General features: G+C 63.4%; 7 protein-coding genes. All 7 read left to right on the forward strand.

Annotation, left to right across the window (positions count from 1 at the left end; all coding sequences use genetic code 11):
• Nucleotides 1-344 precede the first annotated feature (344 nt).
• The 7 genes from PQQ52_RS06610 to treY all read left to right on the forward strand — a co-directional run bounded on the left by PQQ52_RS06610 (nt 345) and on the right by treY (nt 18,778).
• Nucleotides 345-3,788, forward strand: coding sequence for a maltotransferase domain-containing protein (locus PQQ52_RS06610; RefSeq protein ID WP_408208148.1), 3,444 nt, complete (start codon nt 345-347; stop codon nt 3,786-3,788).
• Nucleotides 3,785-7,249 (forward strand): maltose alpha-D-glucosyltransferase, encoded by a 3,465-nt coding sequence (treS, locus tag PQQ52_RS06615; RefSeq protein WP_408208150.1) that lies wholly within the window; start codon nt 3,785-3,787, stop codon nt 7,247-7,249. The genes PQQ52_RS06610 and treS overlap by 4 nt, the downstream gene beginning before the upstream one ends.
• On the forward strand, nt 7,242-9,452 hold the full coding sequence (gene glgB / locus PQQ52_RS06620; protein WP_408208153.1) for a 1,4-alpha-glucan branching protein GlgB: 2,211 nt from the start codon (nt 7,242-7,244) through the stop codon (nt 9,450-9,452). Before treS ends, glgB begins: the two co-directional genes overlap by 8 nt.
• 98 nt (nt 9,453-9,550) lie before the next feature.
• Nucleotides 9,551-11,770: a glycogen debranching protein GlgX gene (glgX, locus tag PQQ52_RS06625; RefSeq protein ID WP_408208156.1), complete on the forward strand. Its 2,220-nt coding sequence runs from the start codon at nt 9,551-9,553 to the stop codon at nt 11,768-11,770.
• Between the two features lie 29 nt (nt 11,771-11,799).
• On the forward strand, nt 11,800-13,719 hold the full coding sequence (treZ, locus tag PQQ52_RS06630; protein ID WP_408208158.1) for a malto-oligosyltrehalose trehalohydrolase: 1,920 nt from the start codon (nt 11,800-11,802) through the stop codon (nt 13,717-13,719).
• Nucleotides 13,716-15,920 carry a 4-alpha-glucanotransferase gene (gene malQ / locus PQQ52_RS06635; RefSeq protein ID WP_408208161.1) on the forward strand — a complete coding sequence of 735 codons (2,205 nt, stop codon included), beginning with the start codon at nt 13,716-13,718 and terminating at the stop codon, nt 15,918-15,920. Before treZ ends, malQ begins: the two co-directional genes overlap by 4 nt.
• Nucleotides 15,917-18,778 carry a malto-oligosyltrehalose synthase gene (gene treY / locus PQQ52_RS06640; protein ID WP_408208164.1) on the forward strand — a complete coding sequence of 954 codons (2,862 nt, stop codon included), beginning with the start codon at nt 15,917-15,919 and terminating at the stop codon, nt 18,776-18,778. Before malQ ends, treY begins: the two co-directional genes overlap by 4 nt.
• Nucleotides 18,779-18,808: the final 30 nt, after the last annotated feature.

An 18,808-nucleotide genomic window follows, 5' to 3' on the forward strand; every position in this document is an offset into this window, starting at 1 on the left:
GCACGTTTTACACGCGTACCGTCCACCACCGCGTCCCGCGCCACTTCTGGCCGTCCGTCGCGCCACCCTTGGGGCGCGCTTCCCCATCCCTTCGCTTCGATCCAGAACGCACTGGCACAACGTTTGCTGCATCTTGCGAATAGTTCTGGCCGACCCCGTGCAATCGATGCCTGGCGTCAAAGCACCCGCTACTGGCCAGCGGCGTGACGATCTTTGCACTACATTGACCAGTACGCGCCCTCGCTTCACGCATCGCGCGGTATCCGGCTCTGGAAGCCCAATGAGCGCTGTGATCGCATGTCAATTGCATCCACACCGCAGCAGGACGAATCTGGAAAGGACCGATGGAATCTCCAAACGGGTACGCGCCACGGATCTACTTTTTTCATTCACTTCTCGTCGGGCCGCTCAACGCATGGCCTGCACAGTTCGCTCACGCAGCCGGACTAGGCTTCGATCACGCGCTGATCGGCGGCATCTTCGAGCCGGGCCGGGCGGGTCATGGACAGGTAGTCGGCAACCACGGCCGGCTGCATCCGGTGTTCGACACCCCGCAACCGGCCATGGAGGCGATCCAGACGCTCGCGCGTACCGGCCGCCAGCATGGTTTGAACTTGCTGGTCGATCTGGTGATCGACCGGATGGCCGCCGATGGCGCGCTGTACGCCGAACATACCGGCTGGTTCCACTCATTCGAGTCTGACGAAGCCAGGCTCGATCCGCGCCATGTTCATCGCGAGGACAACGTCGCGTATGCGAACTTCAACGATGCCAACAGCAGCGCCGCGCTAGTCGACTGGTGGACGCAGCAGCTGCTGGCACTGGCCGACGCAGGGGTCAGCGGCTTCCGCTTCGATTCACCCCATCGCGTGCCGGCCGCGGTTTGGCGCCAACTCGGCGACGCGGTTCGCGTGAAGCATCCCCAGGTGCGGTTCCTCGCCGCGACGCCCGGTCTTGCTCGTAGCGATCTGCTTGGCCTCGACGGCGCGGGCTTCGACAGCGTGTTCTCGTCGGTACGCTGGTGGGACTTCCGCGCCAGCTGGATGGTAGAAGAGCATGCGGCGCTCGCCCGCATCGCCGCACCCATCGCCTTTCCCGAAGCGCCCTACGGCACCCGTCTCGCTGCCGATCTCGGCGATGCGCACGACGCCGCTGTGGTCGAGCGGGCCTATCGGCGCGCGCTGTTCGTGTCGGCCTCGACCGGCACTGGCTGGATGATGCCGATGGGCTTCGAATACGGCATCACCGAGCCGATGTCGCAAACCCGCGGCGACGCTGCGCAGTTCGCCCTCGCCTGCCAGGGGAAACGCTTCGATCTCTCGGAACGGATCAGCCATGCGAACGAGGTGGTGCGCAATACCAGGACACTGCATGCCAACGGCGAATTGCGCCCGCTAAGCGGGCCTGGCGCGCCCGCAGCGGTCTTGCTGCGCGCCGACGCACCCGATCTGCGCGCCGCCGGCGAAGCAGTCCTGATCGCCATCAATCCCGAACTCGGTGCACCGGTCCGCCTCGATCCAGCCCGCTTCCTCACGGGCGTCCCGGGCAACTTCACGCGCTTCGTCCCGCTCGACGCCCCCGGGAATGCCGCGCCCGCCGCATTGGCGCCGTTCACGCTCGCACCCGGTGCAGTGCGCCTGTTCCGCGCGCTCGCCGATAAACCGATCTGTCTCGCGCCACCGCTCGACAAGGCGAACAGCAAGCGCAGCGGCCGCAAGACCGTGCTCGAAGCGATCAGCGCGCCGCGCGTGGCGATCGAGAGCGTGACTCCCTCGGTCGATAACGGACGCTTTCCCGCCAAGCGCACGGTGGGCGAGCGTGCTGAAATTACCGCCGCGATTTTCGCCGAAGGTCACGACAAGATCGCCGCCGCCGTGATCTGGCGCGCCGCCGACGAAACCGCCTGGCACGAGGTACCGATGAGCCCGGCACAGCCGGCTGGCCTCGATATCTGGAAAGCGCGCATTCCGCTGGAGCGCCTCGGCCGTCACGAATTCACGGTCGTCGCATGGCGCGACGACTTTGCGTCACTGGTCGAGCATATCCAGAAGAAGCTCAAGGCAGGCCAAACCGTCGAACTCGAACTCGACGAAGCCGCGCATCTGTTCGCGCTGGTGCTCGCCGAAGTGGAAACCTCAGAAGGCGCGGTAACTGAACCGCTCGAACATATCGTCAAGGTCTTCACGAAGGCCGATCCCGAGACCAAGCTCGCGTTGCTGCTCGCCCCGACCACGGCGAAGGCGATGACCGCCGCGCGCCATCGCCCGTTCCTGAGCCGCGATCCAATCGTCTACAAGATCGACGCCGAACGGACCGCCGCGAGCTTCGCAAGCTGGTACGAGATTTTCCCGCGTTCGATGAGCGACGACGAATCGCGTCACGGCACCTTCGCGGATGTCATCACGAAACTGCCGCGCATCCGCGAGATGGGTTTCGACGTGCTGTACTTCCCGCCGATCCACCCGATCGGCATGGCGAACCGCAAAGGCCGCAACAACACGCTGAACGCGCAACCGGGCGATGTAGGCAGCCCGTATGCAATCGGCGGGGTCGAGGGCGGCCACACCGCCGTGCATCCCGAGCTCGGCACGCTCGACGACTTCAAGCAGATGCTGGCTGCGGCCCACGCACACGGCCTCGAAATCGCGCTCGACTTCGCGGTTCAGTGCTCGCCGGATCACCCGTGGCTGAAGGCGTATCCGACGTGGTTCGCCTGGCGTCCCGACGGCACGCTGCGTTACGCGGAAAATCCACCGAAGAAGTATCAGGACATCGTCAATCCCGACTTCTATGCGCACGATGCCAAACCCGACTTATGGCTCGCGCTGCGCGACGTATTCCTGTTCTGGATCGAAGCAGGCGTGCACATTTTCCGCATCGACAATCCGCACACCAAGCCGCTGCCGTTCTGGGAATGGGTGATCGGCGACGTGCGCGCGCGCTATCCCGACACGATCTTCCTCGCCGAAGCGTTCACGCGGCCGCGCATGATGAACCGGCTCGGCAAGATCGGCTTCTCGCAGTCGTACACGTATTTCACGTGGCGCGAGTCCAAGCGTGACTTCATCGAGTACATGACCGAACTCACGCAAACCAGCGCGCGTGATTTTTACCGGCCGAATTTCTTCGTCAATACGCCGGACATCAACCCGCGGCATTTGCAATCGTCGGGGCGTTCGGGCTTTCTGATTCGGGCCGCGTTGGCCTCCACGCTCGCCGGCTTGTGGGGCGTGTACAGCGGTTTCGAATTGTGCGAGGCCGCCGCGCTGCCGAACAGCGAGGAATATCTCGACTCCGAGAAGTATCAACTGCGCGCGTGGGACTGGAACCGGCCCGGCAACATCGTCGGCGAGATCAGTGCGTTGAACCGGATTCGCCGTGCGAACCCGGCGTTGCAAACGCATCTCGGCCTCACTTTCCTCACCGCGCACAACGACAATATTCTGTTCTTTGAAAAAGCAACCGAAGCACGTGACAACGTGATCCTGGTAGCGATCAATCTCGACCCGTTCAACGAACAGGGTGCGGATATTGAACTGTCGTGGGACACTTTCCAGCGATGGAATCTGCACGACCATGGCGCGCTGGAAGTGACCGATCAGATGACCGGTGCGCGTTTCGAATGGCACGGCCGCTGGCAGCACGTCCGGCTCGGTTCGGGCCAGCCGTTCTCGATCTGGCGCATCGCGCCGCTCGGCGGCCTGCCCGCTGAACGCCCGGATGATGCCGACAGCGACTATCACGCAGACGACGCTGGCAACCCAACCCCTACGGAAGGTGCGATATGAAGCGTGACGATCCAGCCCAAACTCCGACACAAGCCCATGCGAGCACCGCCGCCGGCAGCGCTGCCAAAGCGCGCTCGCATCGGCGCGGCAAGCCGGCGGCCTTGAGCGACGATCCGCTCTGGTACAAGGACGCGATCATTTATCAGGTGCACATCAAGTCGTTCTTCGACGCGAACAACGACGGCGTGGGTGATTTTCCCGGCTTGATCGCGAAGCTCGATTACATCGCCGAGCTCGGCGTGAATGCGATCTGGCTGCTGCCGTTCTATCCATCGCCGCGCCGCGACGACGGCTACGACATCGCCGATTACCGCAACGTGCACCCCGACTACGGCCAGCTTTCCGACGTGAAGCGCTTCATTCAGGAAGCGCACGCACGCGGCATCCGCGTGATTACCGAACTGGTGATCAACCACACATCGGATCAGCACCCATGGTTTCAGCGCGCGCGCCGCGCAAAGCCGGGGTCGAATCATCGCAACTACTATGTGTGGTCCGATACCGATCAGAAGTACACGGAAACGCGGATCATCTTTATCGATTCGGAGCCGTCGAACTGGACGCATGATCCGGTCGCAGGCGCTTACTTCTGGCACCGCTTCTATTCGCATCAGCCCGATCTGAACTTCGACAATCCGGCCGTGCTGAAGGAGGTGCTGCAGGTGATGCGCTTCTGGCTCGATATGGGGATCGACGGGCTGCGGCTCGACGCGGTGCCGTATCTGGTCGAACGCGAGGGCACCAACAACGAGAACCTGCCGGAAACGCACGCGATCCTGAAGAAGATCCGCGCAACGATCGACGCCGAGTATCCGAACCGCATGCTGCTCGCCGAAGCGAATCAGTGGCCGGAAGACGTGAAGGAATATTTCGGCGACGAAGACGAATGCCACATGGCGTTCCACTTCCCGCTGATGCCGCGCATCTACATGTCGATTGCGAGCGAAGACCGCTTCCCGATCACCGACATCATGCGTCAGACGCCTGACCTCGCCGAAACAAACCAGTGGGCGATTTTCCTGCGCAATCACGACGAACTGACGCTCGAAATGGTGACGGATTCCGAGCGCGATTACCTGTGGAACACCTACGCGAGCGATCGCCGCGCACGGCTGAATCTCGGCATTCGCCGCCGCCTCGCGCCGCTGATGGAACGCGACCGTCGTCGCATCGAGCTGATCAATTCGCTGCTGCTGTCGATGCCCGGCACGCCCGTGATCTACTACGGCGATGAGCTCGGCATGGGCGATAACATCCACCTCGGCGACCGCGACGGTGTTCGTACGCCAATGCAATGGTCGTCGGATCGCAACGGCGGGTTCTCGCGCGCCGATCCTGAACAACTGGTGCTGCCGCCCGTGATGGGTTCGTTGTACGGCTTCGACGCGGTCAACGTCGAAGCGCAAAGCCGCGATCCGCATTCGCTGCTGAACTGGACCCGGCGCATGCTCGCCACGCGCCGCGCGAAACAAACCTTCGGACGCGGCACCATCCGTTTCCTGAAGCCGGAAAACCGCAAGATTCTCGCGTATCTGCGCGAATTGCCGGGCGAGCCGCCGATCCTGTGCGTGGCGAATCTGTCACGTGCACCGCAAGCGGTGGAACTCGATCTATCCGAATTCAACGGCTCGGTGCCGATCGAAATGACTGCGGATTCCGTGTTCCCGGCGATCGGCCAGTTGACCTATCTGCTGACCTTCCCGCCGTACGGTTTCCTGTGGTTCATGCTGTGCGATAGCGGGCAGCGTCCGACGTGGGCACAAGCGCATTCCGAACCGCTGCCGGAGTTCGTTACGATCGTGATCCGCGAAGGACAGGCCGGTCCGACACCGGAGAACGTGCGCCTGCTCGAATCCGAAGTGCTGCCTTCATGGCTGAGCCGGCGCCGCTGGTTTGCCTCGAAGGATCAGAAGATGCATGCGGTGCGCCTCGCCGCGTTGACCACGATCCCCAATGGCGGCTTTGCGTTCACTGAAATTGAAGCAGACGTGGGCGATCACACGGAACGCTACGTTGTGCCGATCGCGATCACGTGGGGCGGCGAAACTACCACGCCGCTGTTCATGCAACTGGCTCTCGCGCGCGTGCGCCGCGGCCGCAACGTCGGTCATCTGACGGACGCGTTCGCGCTGCCCATCTTCGCTCATGGCGTGCTGCGCAAGCTACGCGAACGCGCCGTCGTGCCCACCGTGCAGAAGAGCGAGATCAAGTTCATTCCAACCGAGCGATTCGCCGAACTCGACGATCTCGGCGAACGGCCCGAGATCCGCTGGCTCGCAGCAGAGCAAAGCAACAGCTCGCTGATCATTGCCGATGCGGCCGTGCTGAAACTGGTGCGACGTCTGGTAAGCGGTATTCATCCGGAAGCGGAAATCAGCCGTTACCTGACCCAGCTCGGCTACGCGAACACCGCGCCGCTGTATGGTGAAGTGGTGCGCGTCGACCCCGAAGGTGTGCCGCATACACTCGCTATCCTGCAAGGCTATATCGACAATCAGGGCGACGCCTGGAACTGGTCGCTCGACTACCTCCGCCGCTCGGTAGATGAACTTGCCATCACGGTCGATACGGAAGCGCAACCGCAGGACCGCGACAACGAAGCGATTCTCATGGAAGGCTACAGTGCGCTGGCCGGCATCATCGGCAAGCGGCTGGGTGAACTGCATGTGGCCCTTGCTTCGCCCTCCGACGACCCGGCGTTCGCGCCGGAACCCGCCAGTGCCGAACAGGTGAAGGCGTGGGTCGACGGCACACAGTCCATGCTTGCCAGCGCGCTCGATCTGCTTGCGCCGCGTATCGAGCAGATGAGTGATCCGGACACCAAGGCATTGGCACAAAGCCTGATCGATCGCCGCGCCGCACTGGTCGACGCCGTCAGCAAGCTGGTGTCGGGAGAGGCGGCCGCACTGCGTACGCGCATTCACGGCGACTTCCATCTGGGCCAGGTGCTGGTCGCGCAGGGCGACGCGTATCTGATCGACTTCGAAGGTGAGCCCGCGCGCACGCTCGAAGAACGCCGTCAGAAGTCGAGTCCGTTGCGCGACGTGGCCGGTTTGATGCGCTCGTTGTCGTATGCGAGCGCGGCGGCGCAGTCCACGATGGAAAGCGCGCCGCAGCAAACCGCCGATCGCAAACGCGCGCTGTTCGACCGTTTCCGCGCGCATGCCACCGACATGTTCCTGAACGAGTACCGCGCTGCCGCTGCGGCCTCACCGACGCCACTGGTTGCACCCGAAGCAGAACAGGCCCTGCTCGATCTGTTCCTGATCGAGAAAGCCGCGTACGAAATCCGTTACGAAGCGGCCAACCGTCCGACGTGGCTCAGTTTGCCGGTGCGCGGCCTCGCCGCGCTCACCAGCCGTTTGCTGGGCGACACCGGCACACCGCCGAGCCACGATTCATCAACCCAGGCGCCAGGCGCCGCCGCACCGCCTAATCCGGCCGAGGGCGATTATGAGTGAGCATGATCCGGCCGCTGGCCTCCAACCGCTCGATATCGACGCGCTCGTTGAAGCGCGTCACCCTGATCCTTTTTCGCAGCTCGGGCTGCATCAAACGGACGCGGGTCCGGTGGTGCGCGCGCTGCTGCCAAACGCCTCGCATGTCACCGTCATTTCCCGCGCGGATGGCTCGACGCTCGGTGAACTTGAACAGCTAAGGCCGGGGCTGTTTGCCGGTCGTATCACGTCGGCGGCGCCCTATCGCTTACGCATCGACTGGCACGGCACCGTGCAGGAAATCGAGGACACATATTCGTTCGCCCCCGTTCTCGGCGACGAACCTTTGGGGCGTCTCGCCGGCGGTGACCCGTACGCGGTGCTCGAATGCCTCGGCTCACGCCCAATGGAAGTGGACGGTGTGCCGGGCGTGCGCTTTGCCGTCTGGGCGCCGAACGCGCGGCGCGTTTCGGTGGTCGGCGACTTCAACTCGTGGGATGGCCGCCGTCATCCGATGCGGCTGCGACATCAGGCGGGCGTGTGGGAATTGTTCGTGCCGCGCGTCGGCCCGGGCACGCGCTACAAGTACGAATTGCTCGCCCGTGACGGCCATCCGCTGCCGCTCAAAGCCGATCCGTGTGCCATGCAAACGGAAAAGCCGCCGGGCACCGCATCGGTGGTCGCGCACGTCGACGAGATCGAGCAGTTTGTGTGGACCGATCACGACTGGATTCAATCGCGCGCCGCCAGACAAACCGCGCGCTCACCGATCTCGATCTACGAAGTGCATGCGGAATCGTGGCTGCGCATCGCCGAGGAAGGTCAGCGCGGTCTCACCTGGGAAGAGCTCGCCGAGCGGCTGATTCCTTACGCGAAAAGCATGGGCTTTACACACGTTGAATTCATGCCGATTGCCGAGCATCCGTTCGGCGGTTCGTGGGGCTATCAGCCGCTCGGGCAATTCGCACCGTCCGCGCGCTTCGGCAAACCCGAGCAGTTCGCCCTATTCGTCGACAAGGCGCACGAGGCCGGCATCGGCGTGATTCTCGACTGGGTGCCTGCGCACTTCCCGAACGACGCGCATGGCTTGATCGACTTCGACGGCACGCCGCTCTACGAGCACGCCGACCCGCGCGAAGGCTATCACCAGGACTGGAACACGATGATCTACAACCTCGGCCGCAACGAGGTGAGCGCGTTCCTGGTGGCGTCGGGCCTCGCGTGGTTGAAGCGCTATCACGTCGACGGCCTGCGCGTGGATGCGGTCGCCTCGATGCTGTATCGCGACTATTCGCGCGCGGCCGGTGAGTGGGTGCCGAACATCTACGGCGGCCGCGAAAATCTCGAATCGATCGCGTTTCTGAAACGACTGAATCATGAAGTCGGCTATGTGCCGGGCGTGCCTGGCGCGATCACGATCGCCGAAGAATCGACCGCGTGGCCTGGCGTGACGGCACGCGTCGAAGACGGCGGCCTCGGCTTCCAGTTCAAGTGGAATATGGGCTGGATGCACGACACGCTGCACTACATGGAAGAGAATCCGGTCTATCGCCAATACCATCACCACATGATGACGTTCGGGATGGTGTACGCATACTCCGAGCGCTTCGTGCTGCCGCTTTCGCACGACGAAGTGGTGCACGGCAAAGGCTCGCTGCTCGGCAAGATGCCCGGCGACAGATGGCAAAAGTTTGCCAACTTGCGCGCGTATTTCGGCTTCATGTGGACGCATCCGGGTAAGAAGCTGCTATTCATGGGCGGTGAATTTGGCCAGATGGCGGAATTCGATCACGACACCTCGCCGCATTGGCATCTGCTCGACGATCCCAACCATCACGGCGTGCAGAAACTCGTGCGCGACCTGAACCATCTGTACAACGCGGAACCCGCGCTGTATCGGCTCGACAGCGAGCCGGGCGGCTTCCAATGGCTGGTCGGCGACGACAATGGCAACAGCGTCTACGCCTGGCGCCGCACCGATGGCGAGGGTCGCGAACTCGTCGTCGTGTGCAATATGACGCCGGTGCCGCGGGTCGGTTACCGGATGGGGATGCCGCGCAGCGGCCGCTGGTCAGAAGTGCTGAATACGGATGCCGGCGTGTACGGCGGCTCGAACATGGGCAACGGCGGCCTCATTCACACCGACGAAATCTCCAGCCACGGCTGGCCGCATTCCGCTGCGCTGACGCTGCCGCCATTGGCGACGATCGTTTTGCGCGCGGATTGATGGATGTGCTGTAAGGCGAGCGCGCGGCCAGAAAGCCGCGCGCTCGTCGCATGAAGTCCCACGATAGCGTTCATAAAACAGAACAAGGAAGGGGAATCATGTCGCATGCAATGCCCGACCGGCTTCTGCCCGGCTCGCCCTATCCGCTCGGCGCCAGTTGGGATGGCCTGGGCGTCAACTTTGCGGTGTTCTCGGCGAATGCGCAGAAAATCGAACTTTGCCTGTTCGATCCCACCGGTCGCAAGGAAATCAGGCGCTACACACTGCCCGAATGCACCGACGAAATCTGGCACGGCTATTTGCCCAACGCTCACCCTGGCACCGCGTACGGTTTTCGCGCGCACGGGCCGTATCAGCCGCAGCATGGGCATCGCTTTAATCCGCATAAGCTGTTGCTCGACCCGTATGCCCGCAAACTGGTTGGGCAGTTTCGCTGGTCCGATGCGCTGTTCAGCTATCGCGTGCATTCGAATCGCGCCGATCTCTCGATCGACCGGCGCGACTCGGCGCCGGCCATGCCGAAGTGCGTCGTGATCGACGAAGCCTTCGACTGGTCGCACGACAAGCGTCCGAATGTGCCGTGGGGCGAAACCATCATCTACGAGGCGCATGTGCGCGGCGTCTCGATGTTGCGCCCCGATTTGCGCCAGCACGAGCGCGGCACGTTCGCCGCGCTGGCTTCGCCGGAATTCATCGAGCATTTACTGAAGCTCGGCGTGACGGCCGTCGAATTGCTGCCCGTGCATGCGTTTCTGAACGACCGCTTTCTGGTGGAGCGCGGCCTGCGCAACTACTGGGGTTACAACACCGCGGCATTTTTTGCCCCGGAGCCGTCGTATCTGAGCACGCACCGGCTCGATGAAATGCGCATCGCCGTGCGTCAGTTGCATGCGGCCGGCATCGAAGTGATTCTCGACGTGGTCTACAACCACACCTGCGAAGGCAATGAGATGGGGCCGACCGTCTCATGGCGCGGCCTCGACAATGCGAGCTACTACCGCCTGATTCCCGGCGACGAACGCCACCATATCAACGACACCGGCTGCGGCAATACCGTGAATCTGGCGCATCCACGCGTACTGCAGATGGTGATGGATTCGCTACGCTACTGGTCGACGAAGTTCAATATCGACGGTTTCCGTTTCGACCTCGGCGTGACCCTCGGCCGCGAGCAGCATGGTTTTGATCCAGGCTCCGGTTTCTTCGACGCATTGCGCCAGGACCCGATCCTGTCGCAGCGCAAGCTGATTTCCGAGCCATGGGACATCGGCCCGGGCGGTTACCAACTCGGCAATCACCCACCGGGATTCGGCGAATGGAACGACCGCTTCCGCGATACCGTGCGCCGTTTCTGGCGCGGCGACGCCGGCTTGCGCCCCGATCTTGCTGCGCGACTGACCGGTTCCGCCGATCTGTTCAACCGGCGTTTCAGGAAACCGTGGGCGTCGGTCAACTTTGTCACGTCGCATGACGGTTTTACGCTCGCCGATGTCACCGCCTACGAGCACAAGCATAACGAGGCCAATCGCGAAGACAACAACGACGGCCACAATGAAAACTGCAGTCGCAATTGGAGCGTAGAGGGCCCGACCGACGATCCGGTCATTCTCGAAACCCGCAAACGCGTGGCCCGCTCGCTGATCGCCACGCTGCTGATGGCGCTCGGCACGCCCATGGTGCTGGCAGGCGACGAATCGCTGCGCACGCAGAACGGCAACAACAATGCGTACTGCCAGGATAACGAATTATCATGGCTCGACTGGGAGCGCGCAGAGTCGCTCGACGGCCGCCAGATGACCGCGTTCGTCGCACGCGTGATCGCACTGCGCAAACAGCATCCGCTGCTGCGTGAAACGCGCTTCCTTTTCGGCGACCGCGAAGTACTGCCGGGCCTGTTCGATGTCGGCTGGTTCGATGAACACGGCGATCCACTCACCATCGAAGCCTGGCAGGACCCCGAGGGCCGCGCGTTCACGCTGCGGCGCGCGGGTCCAGGCTTGAACGGCGAAACAGAAGTATTGTTGATGATGCTCAACGCAGCGGACGAAACGCTGCGTTTTGCGCCACCCCCACCGCACCTGGAATGGCATGTGCTGCTAGACACTGCTGAGCCGGAAACCGCGCCGCACCGGTTGGCAGTGCCGGAGGTCGAAGTGGCCGCACATAGCCTCGTGATGCTAGCGGCGCAACCCATCGGCGAAGCGGATTGGCAGGCGGGCTGGAAGGCCGGCGCGCAGCACGGGCCGCGGCTGTTGACCGCGCTGCCGCCCGATCCGGGTGCGCATCCGTCGAGCAGCGATACGTCGCCGACCACGTAGGCGAAAGTAACATCGAATGGTGATGAATCATGTCCGAAAATCCGATTGATCCTCACGCGCATCATCACGCGCATTGCCTGCCGTTCAGCGCGCAGTTGCTCGGCGCCACGGGCGCGAAGCCGCGTACCCGTTTCCGTTTCTGGGCGCCTTCGTGCAAGACGGTACAGGTAGCAATCGAAAACGGCCCGGCGCAAGGCGCGCACGACATGACGCCCGCTGGCAACGGCTGGTTCGAAACGACCGTCGACAGCGGCGCGGGCACCCTGTATCGCTTCCGGCTCGATGGCGAGCACGCGGTGCCCGATCCTGCATCGCGCTTCCAGCCGCAAGACGTGCACGGCCCGAGCGAAGTGATCGACCCGCGCGCGTACCGCTGGGAACATACGAACTGGCACGGCCGACCGTGGGAAGAAACGGTGTTGTACGAGTTGCATGTCGGCGCGATGGGCGGCTATTCGGGTGTGCAGAAACGTTTGCCCGCGCTGGCCGCGCTCGGCGTGACGGCCATCGAATTGATGCCGCTGAACGACTTTCCCGGCGAGCGCAATTGGGGCTACGACGGCGTGCTGCCGTATGCGCCCGATTCCACGTACGGCCGCCCCGAAGAACTGAAAGCACTGATCGACGCCGCACACGGTCTCGGGCTGATGGTGTTTCTCGACGTGGTCTACAATCATTTCGGCCCGGACGGCAACTACCTGCACGAATACGCCCGCTCGTTTTTTCGCGAAGGCACGCATACGCCCTGGGGGCCCGCGATCGATTTCAACCGCAGTGAAGTGAGCGATTTTTTCGTCGACAACGCCGTCTACTGGATCAACGAATATCGCATCGACGGCCTGCGTTTCGACGCGGTGCACGCCATCGACAATCATGCGTGGCTGCGCGAATTGTCCGACCATATCCGCGCGAAAGTGCAGCACGGCCGGCATGTGCATCTGGTGCTGGAGAACGAGCACAACAGTGCGAGCCTGCTGGACACGCATTTCGACGCGCAGTGGAACGACGACGCGCACAACACGCTGCACGTTCTGCTGACGAGCGAAACCGAAGGCTATTACCACGCGTACGAAGATCAGCCGATCCGCCGCCTTGCGCGCGTGTTGTCGGAAGGCTTTGCGTATCAGGGTGACCCGTCGCCGATTCATGACGGCGCGCCGCGTGGCGAATCGAGCCGGCATCTGCCGCCCACCTCGTTCGTGATGTTCTTGCAAAATCACGATCAGGTCGGCAATCGTGCATTCGGCGAGCGCCTGCGCAAGCTAACCTCAGACGAGGCCTTGCGCGCCGCCACCGGTGTGTTGCTGTTGTCGCCGCAAATCCCCATGCTGTTCATGGACGAGGAATATGGCTCGACCCAGCCGTTTCTGTTTTTCACCGCGTACACCGGCGATCTCGCCGACGCTGTGCGTGAAGGGCGGCGCCGCGAATTCGCACGCTTTTCGTCGTTCAGCGACGAAAAGCGGCGCGCGCAGATTCCCGATCCGAACGACGTGAAAACCTTCGCGGCCTCGTCGCCGCCTGACCCTGTTCAAGGCTCCGCTGCGGTCGACACCGCGAAAGACCGGCTCGACTGGATGCACTTTTACAAATCCGCGCTCGCCGTGCGGGCGAAGCTGATCACGCCACGCCTGAAACATGCCAAAGCGCTCGGCTCGACCGTGCTGACCGCCGAAAACGGCGGCGACGCCAATGCATTGATCGCCCGCTGGAAACTCGGCGACGGCGAAACCTTGTCGGTCGCATTGAATCTCTCAAAAGAGAGCGTCGCGTTCCCCGATTTGCCCGCCGGCAAATTGATCTTCGAAACGCCGCCACGCGTGCGCGAGCAGATCGACGCCAGAACATTGCCGTCGTACGCGTTTGCCGCCTGGGTGACCGGCGACGTCTGCGACTATGCCATCGGCCACGATGCTCGCATCGCGGGCCAACAGGAGCGCCACGCGTGAGTGCTACCCGCCGTTCAAACGATACGATCCTTACCCTTGCCACTCGCGCCGGCTTCGAGGTCGAGTGGCGGGATGCGCACCATACGACGCAGCATGTGCCGGAGAACACGCTCGCCGTGCTGCTCGAACGGATGGGCTTGCCCTGCGGTAACGCCACGCAAATTCGCCACAGCGCCGCTGCACTCGAAGCGGAACTGTCCGGCCGCAAACTTCCACCGCTGATGACAGCGGAGATCGAACGCGGCATCGCGCTGCCGGCCGCGGCGATCAAATCGGGCAGTCATTACCGGATCGAACTCGAAAGCGGCTCGATCATCGACGGCCGCTTCACGGCGCCCAAAGGCGAAGAAGCATTGCTCGCGCCGATCGACGAGCCCGGCTATCACACCCTGGTCATCAACGAGCAGCGCGTGACATTGGCCGTTGCCCCGTCACGCTGCTACACCGTCGCCGATGCATGGCGCACGCTGCACGACGGCGCCACGACGCAACCGCCGCCGCTGTGGGGTATCGCCGCGCAGTTATACGGCTTGCGCCGCACGGGCGATGGCGGCATCGGCGACTATACGGCTCTCGCGCAAATGGCGACCGAAAGCGCGAAGCGCGGCGCGCATGCGCTCGCCGTCAGTCCGACACATGCGATGTTCAGCGCCGAGCCGAATCGCTTCAGTCCGTATTCGCCGTCGTCGCGCTTGTGGTTGAACGTTACGCATATCGATCCCGCCGCCGTGTTTGGCGTGGACGCCGCACGCGCCGCGATCGAGGCCGCGCAGGCCACCGACGTGTGGTCGAAACTCGAGGACCTGTCGCTCATCGACTGGCCGAACGCGGTCGTGTTGAAGCTGAAGGTTCTACGCGCGCTCTACGAGAACTTCTGCACGCAGGAACGCGCGCGTGCCACGCCGCGCGCGCTCGAATTTCATGGCTTCTGCGAACGTGCCGGCCGTGCACTCGAAGATCACGCACGTTTCGAAGCGCTGCAGGTGGTGCAACTCGCGCAAGAAGGCGGCAACGGCCACTGGCGCAACTGGCCCGAAGCGCTGCGCGATCCGCGCAGCCCGGAAGTTGAAGCCTTTGCCGAAGCGCATCGGCATGAAGTCGATTTTCATCTGTTTCTGCAATGGCTCGCCGCCAAAGGTTTGTCGCACGCGCAGCATGCAGCGAGCGATGCCGGCATGGCCGTCGGCCTGATCGCGGACCTCGCAGTTGGATGCGATAGCGCCGGCAGTCATGCGTGGTCGTACCGTGACGACATGCTGCAAGGCGTTTCAGTGGGCGCGCCGCCCGATCTGTTCAACCAGGCCGGACAGGCTTGGGGCCTTACCACCTTCTCGCCACGCGCGATGCGCACGCAGGGCTTCTCCGCATTCATCGACATGCTGCGCGCGGCGTTCGCGCATGCGGGCGGCATCCGTATCGACCACATTCTCGGCTTGCGGCGCCTGTGGCTCGTGCCCGAAGGCGAGAGCGCGCGTCATGGCGCCTATCTGCGCTATCCGCTCGAAGATCTGCTGCGGCTGATCGCGCTCGAATCGTGGCGGCATCGCGCGATCGTGATCGGTGAAGATCTCGGCACCGTGCCGCCCGGTTTTCGCGAGCGGCTCGACGAGCACGGCATTGCGGGCATTCGCGTACTGTGGTTTGAAGGTGCGGAAGGCGGCAAGGGCTTCAAGCCGCCGCACGCGTGGGACCGCAATGCTGTCGGCACCACGACCACCCACGATCTGCCGACCGTGGCAGGCTGGTGGCGCGGCAGCGACATCACGTGGCGCAACAGGATCGGTCAGACGATGGCGCGCGCCGATGGCCGCGACGCGGAGCAAGTGGCACAGGAAGAACGCGCCGCCGATCGCGCGCTGTTATGGCACGCGTTCCAGCAAGCCGGCGTCGCCGCGCCGGACGTGGCTGCGCCGCCGCCCGACGAGGCGCCAGTGGATGAAGCGCTCGCCTTCGTCGCCGCGACGCCCGGGCCGCTCGTCACCTTCCCGCTCGAAGATCTGCTCGCATTAGTCGAGCAGCCGAATCTGCCCGGCTCGATCGACGAGCATCCGAACTGGCGCCGCCGTCTCACCTTGCCGATCGACGAACTGTTCAGAGACGACACCTTCAGCGACCGCCTGCTGGCCGTCGACCGCGCGCGCCGCGGCGCGACCGTTCCCGCTTCTCCTGCTAACGCTTCTTCGGAGCCTGATACGCCATGACCGTCCTGCGCTCCACGCTTCGCCTCCAATTCCATCGAGGCTTTACCTTCGACGATGCCGCGAAGCATGTCGACTACTTCGCCGCGCTCGGCATCAGCCACGTGTACGCGTCGCCCATCACCACCGCCGAGCCGGGATCGATGCACGGCTACGATACCGTCGACTACACTCAGGTCAACGCCGAATGTGGCGGCGAGGCGGGGCTGAAACGCCTCGTCGATAAACTGCGCGCGCACAACATGGGGTTGATCATCGACGTGGTGCCGAACCATATGGGCGTCGGTGGTTCGAGCAACGCGTGGTGGCTCGATATCCTCGAATGGGGCCGGCACAGCGCGTACGCACGCCATTTCGATGTCGACTGGCATTCGCCCGATCCGGCCTTGCGCGGCAAGGTGCTGGCGCCGACTCTCGGCGCGCCGTATGGCGATGAACTTGCGGCAGGCCGGATTGCGCTGCATTTTGCGGCCGACAGCGGGTGCTTTTACATCGGCTATGGCCCGCATATGTTTCCGGTATGCCCAACCGACTACGCATCGATTCTGCAAAGCGCTGACCGCGCCGACCTCAGCGCACTGGCCGAACGCTTCCAGGGCCTGACGACACAGCCGGCCGATCAACCGCGCGCCGCCGAAGGACGCGAGATCCTGCGCGAGTTCGTCGCGCAAAACGGCACCTCGGCGATCAAGTTGGTGCTGGAAGCCTATTCGCCCGACGATCCCGTGCCGCGTGACCGTTTGCATCGGCTGATCGAGCGGCAGCACTTCCGCCTCGCCTGGTGGCGCACCGCTTCGGACGAAGTGAACTGGCGGCGTTTCTTCGACATCTCGACGCTGGCCGGCATGCGGGTGGAGCGGCCTGAAGTGTTCGAGGCCGTGCATGCGCTGGTTTTCCGTCTATATCAGGAAGGCGTGGTGGACGGTTTGCGGATCGACCATGTGGACGGTCTGGCCGAGCCGCGTGAGTACTGTCAGCGTCTGCGGCAACGCCTTACCGAATTGCGCGATACCGCGCCGTATGTGGTCGTCGAAAAAATCCTCGCCCGCGACGAGGCACTGCGCGACGATTGGCCCGTGGACGGCACGACCGGCTACGATTTCATGAACGACGTGGGCGCGCTGCTGCACGATCCGACCGGCGCCGAGCCACTTGCGCAAACGTGGACTGAACTCACCGGCCGCAGCCCACGCTTCGCCGACGAAGCATTGGCCGCGCGGCGCAAGATTCTCGCTGAGAATCTCTCGGCGGAACTGGACCGCGCGGCGCGTGCATTACATCGGATCGCCCGCGATTCGCTGACAACGCGCGACTTCACCTTCACCGCGCTGCGGCGCGTGCTGACCGAACTGGTCGTACATTTTCCGGTGTATCGGATCTATCCGCAAAACGGGCTGCGCGGCGCCGCCGATAACGTGTATTTCGAGCAGGCGTTGGCAGGCGCGAAAGAGACGCTTTCGCGCGCCGACCACGTGGTGCTCGACCGCGTGAACGCATGGCTTGGCGGCAGCGCTGAAGAAGTGCCGACTACACGCGGCAATGCGCCCTCGCAACAACAGGGTTCAAATGGTGCGCCACCGAGCCATGCAGGTTCCTCGCGACGCACCGCGCAAACGCTGTTTTCGCAATTGACGGCGCCGGTCGCCGCAAAAGCGGTTGAAGATACCGCGTGCTATCGCTATGGACGTCTGCTGTCACGCAACGAAGTCGGCTCGGACCCGGGCGAGTTTGCTTTGTCGGTCGAGCAATTTCATGCCGCCAATCTGGAACGGTCGCAGCGCTTTCCTCACGCGATGCTGGCCACAGCGACGCACGACCACAAACGTGGCGAAGACGTGCGCGCGCGGCTTGCGGTGTTGAGCGAAATCGCGGATGAATGGGGCGCCAGGTTGCGCGCGTGGTCGACATTGAACGCACCGCACCGGCGTGCGCTCGATGGCACGCCGATCAGCAGCGTGAGCAAGGACACACGCTACGAATGGGCACCGGGTCCCGCTGCCGAGGCGATGCTGTATCAAACCCTGGTGGGTTGCTGGCCGCCGGATTTAAAACCAGACGACGAAGCGGGTGTCAAGGAACTGGCTGAGCGTGTCGCGCAATGGCAGTTGAAGGCACTGCGGGAAGCAAAGCTGCAGACCAACTGGCTTGCGCCCGACGAAGCGTATGAAGCCGCCTGCCGCGATTTCCTGTTCGATATCCTCGCGCCGCAGCGGCGCGATGGTTTCCTGCACGAGTTGTACGCATTCGTGGCGCGGATTGGCCGCGCTGGTGCGCTCAATAGTTTGCAGCAGACGGTGTTGCGGCTGGCGTCACCTGGGATTCCCGATCTTTACCAGGGCACAGAGTTGTGGGACTTCAGTCTGGTCGATCCGGACAATCGCCGGCCCGTCGATTTTGCCAAACGTGAATCGTTGCTGGCTCAAACACCGCCGTCGGAGTTCTTGCCGAGCTGGCGCGACGGTCGCGTGAAGCTCGCGGTGGTGCAACGCGTGCTGGCGTTGCGCGCGCATTTACCGGAGTTGCTGAGTCAAAGTGCGTATCTGCCGCTTGAAGTGCGGGGTGCGCATGCGTCGAATGTGATCGCGTTTGCTCGGCGGCACGGGAATGCGTGGGCGGTCGTGATAGCCAGCCGGCTCGCCGCCGGACTGCTCGGTGAGAACGGCGATTTGCCGATGATCGATCCGGCCAAATGGGGCGATACGGCAATCGCGGTGCCTGCCGATCTGACCGACCGCGCACTGTTCGACTGGCTGAGTCCGGCGGCGCCTAAGGTCGATGAAAGCGGCTTTTTATATCTCCGCGATGCGTTGGGCTCCATGCCGATCGCGGTGTTAGTGGAGGACGGTGTGCCACGCAGTTGATCTGCGATTTCTAGACTAGAAGGCCGTAGG

The organism is Paraburkholderia sediminicola, assembly GCF_046030555.1.
GTDB classification, from domain to species: domain Bacteria; phylum Pseudomonadota; class Gammaproteobacteria; order Burkholderiales; family Burkholderiaceae; genus Paraburkholderia; species Paraburkholderia sediminicola_E.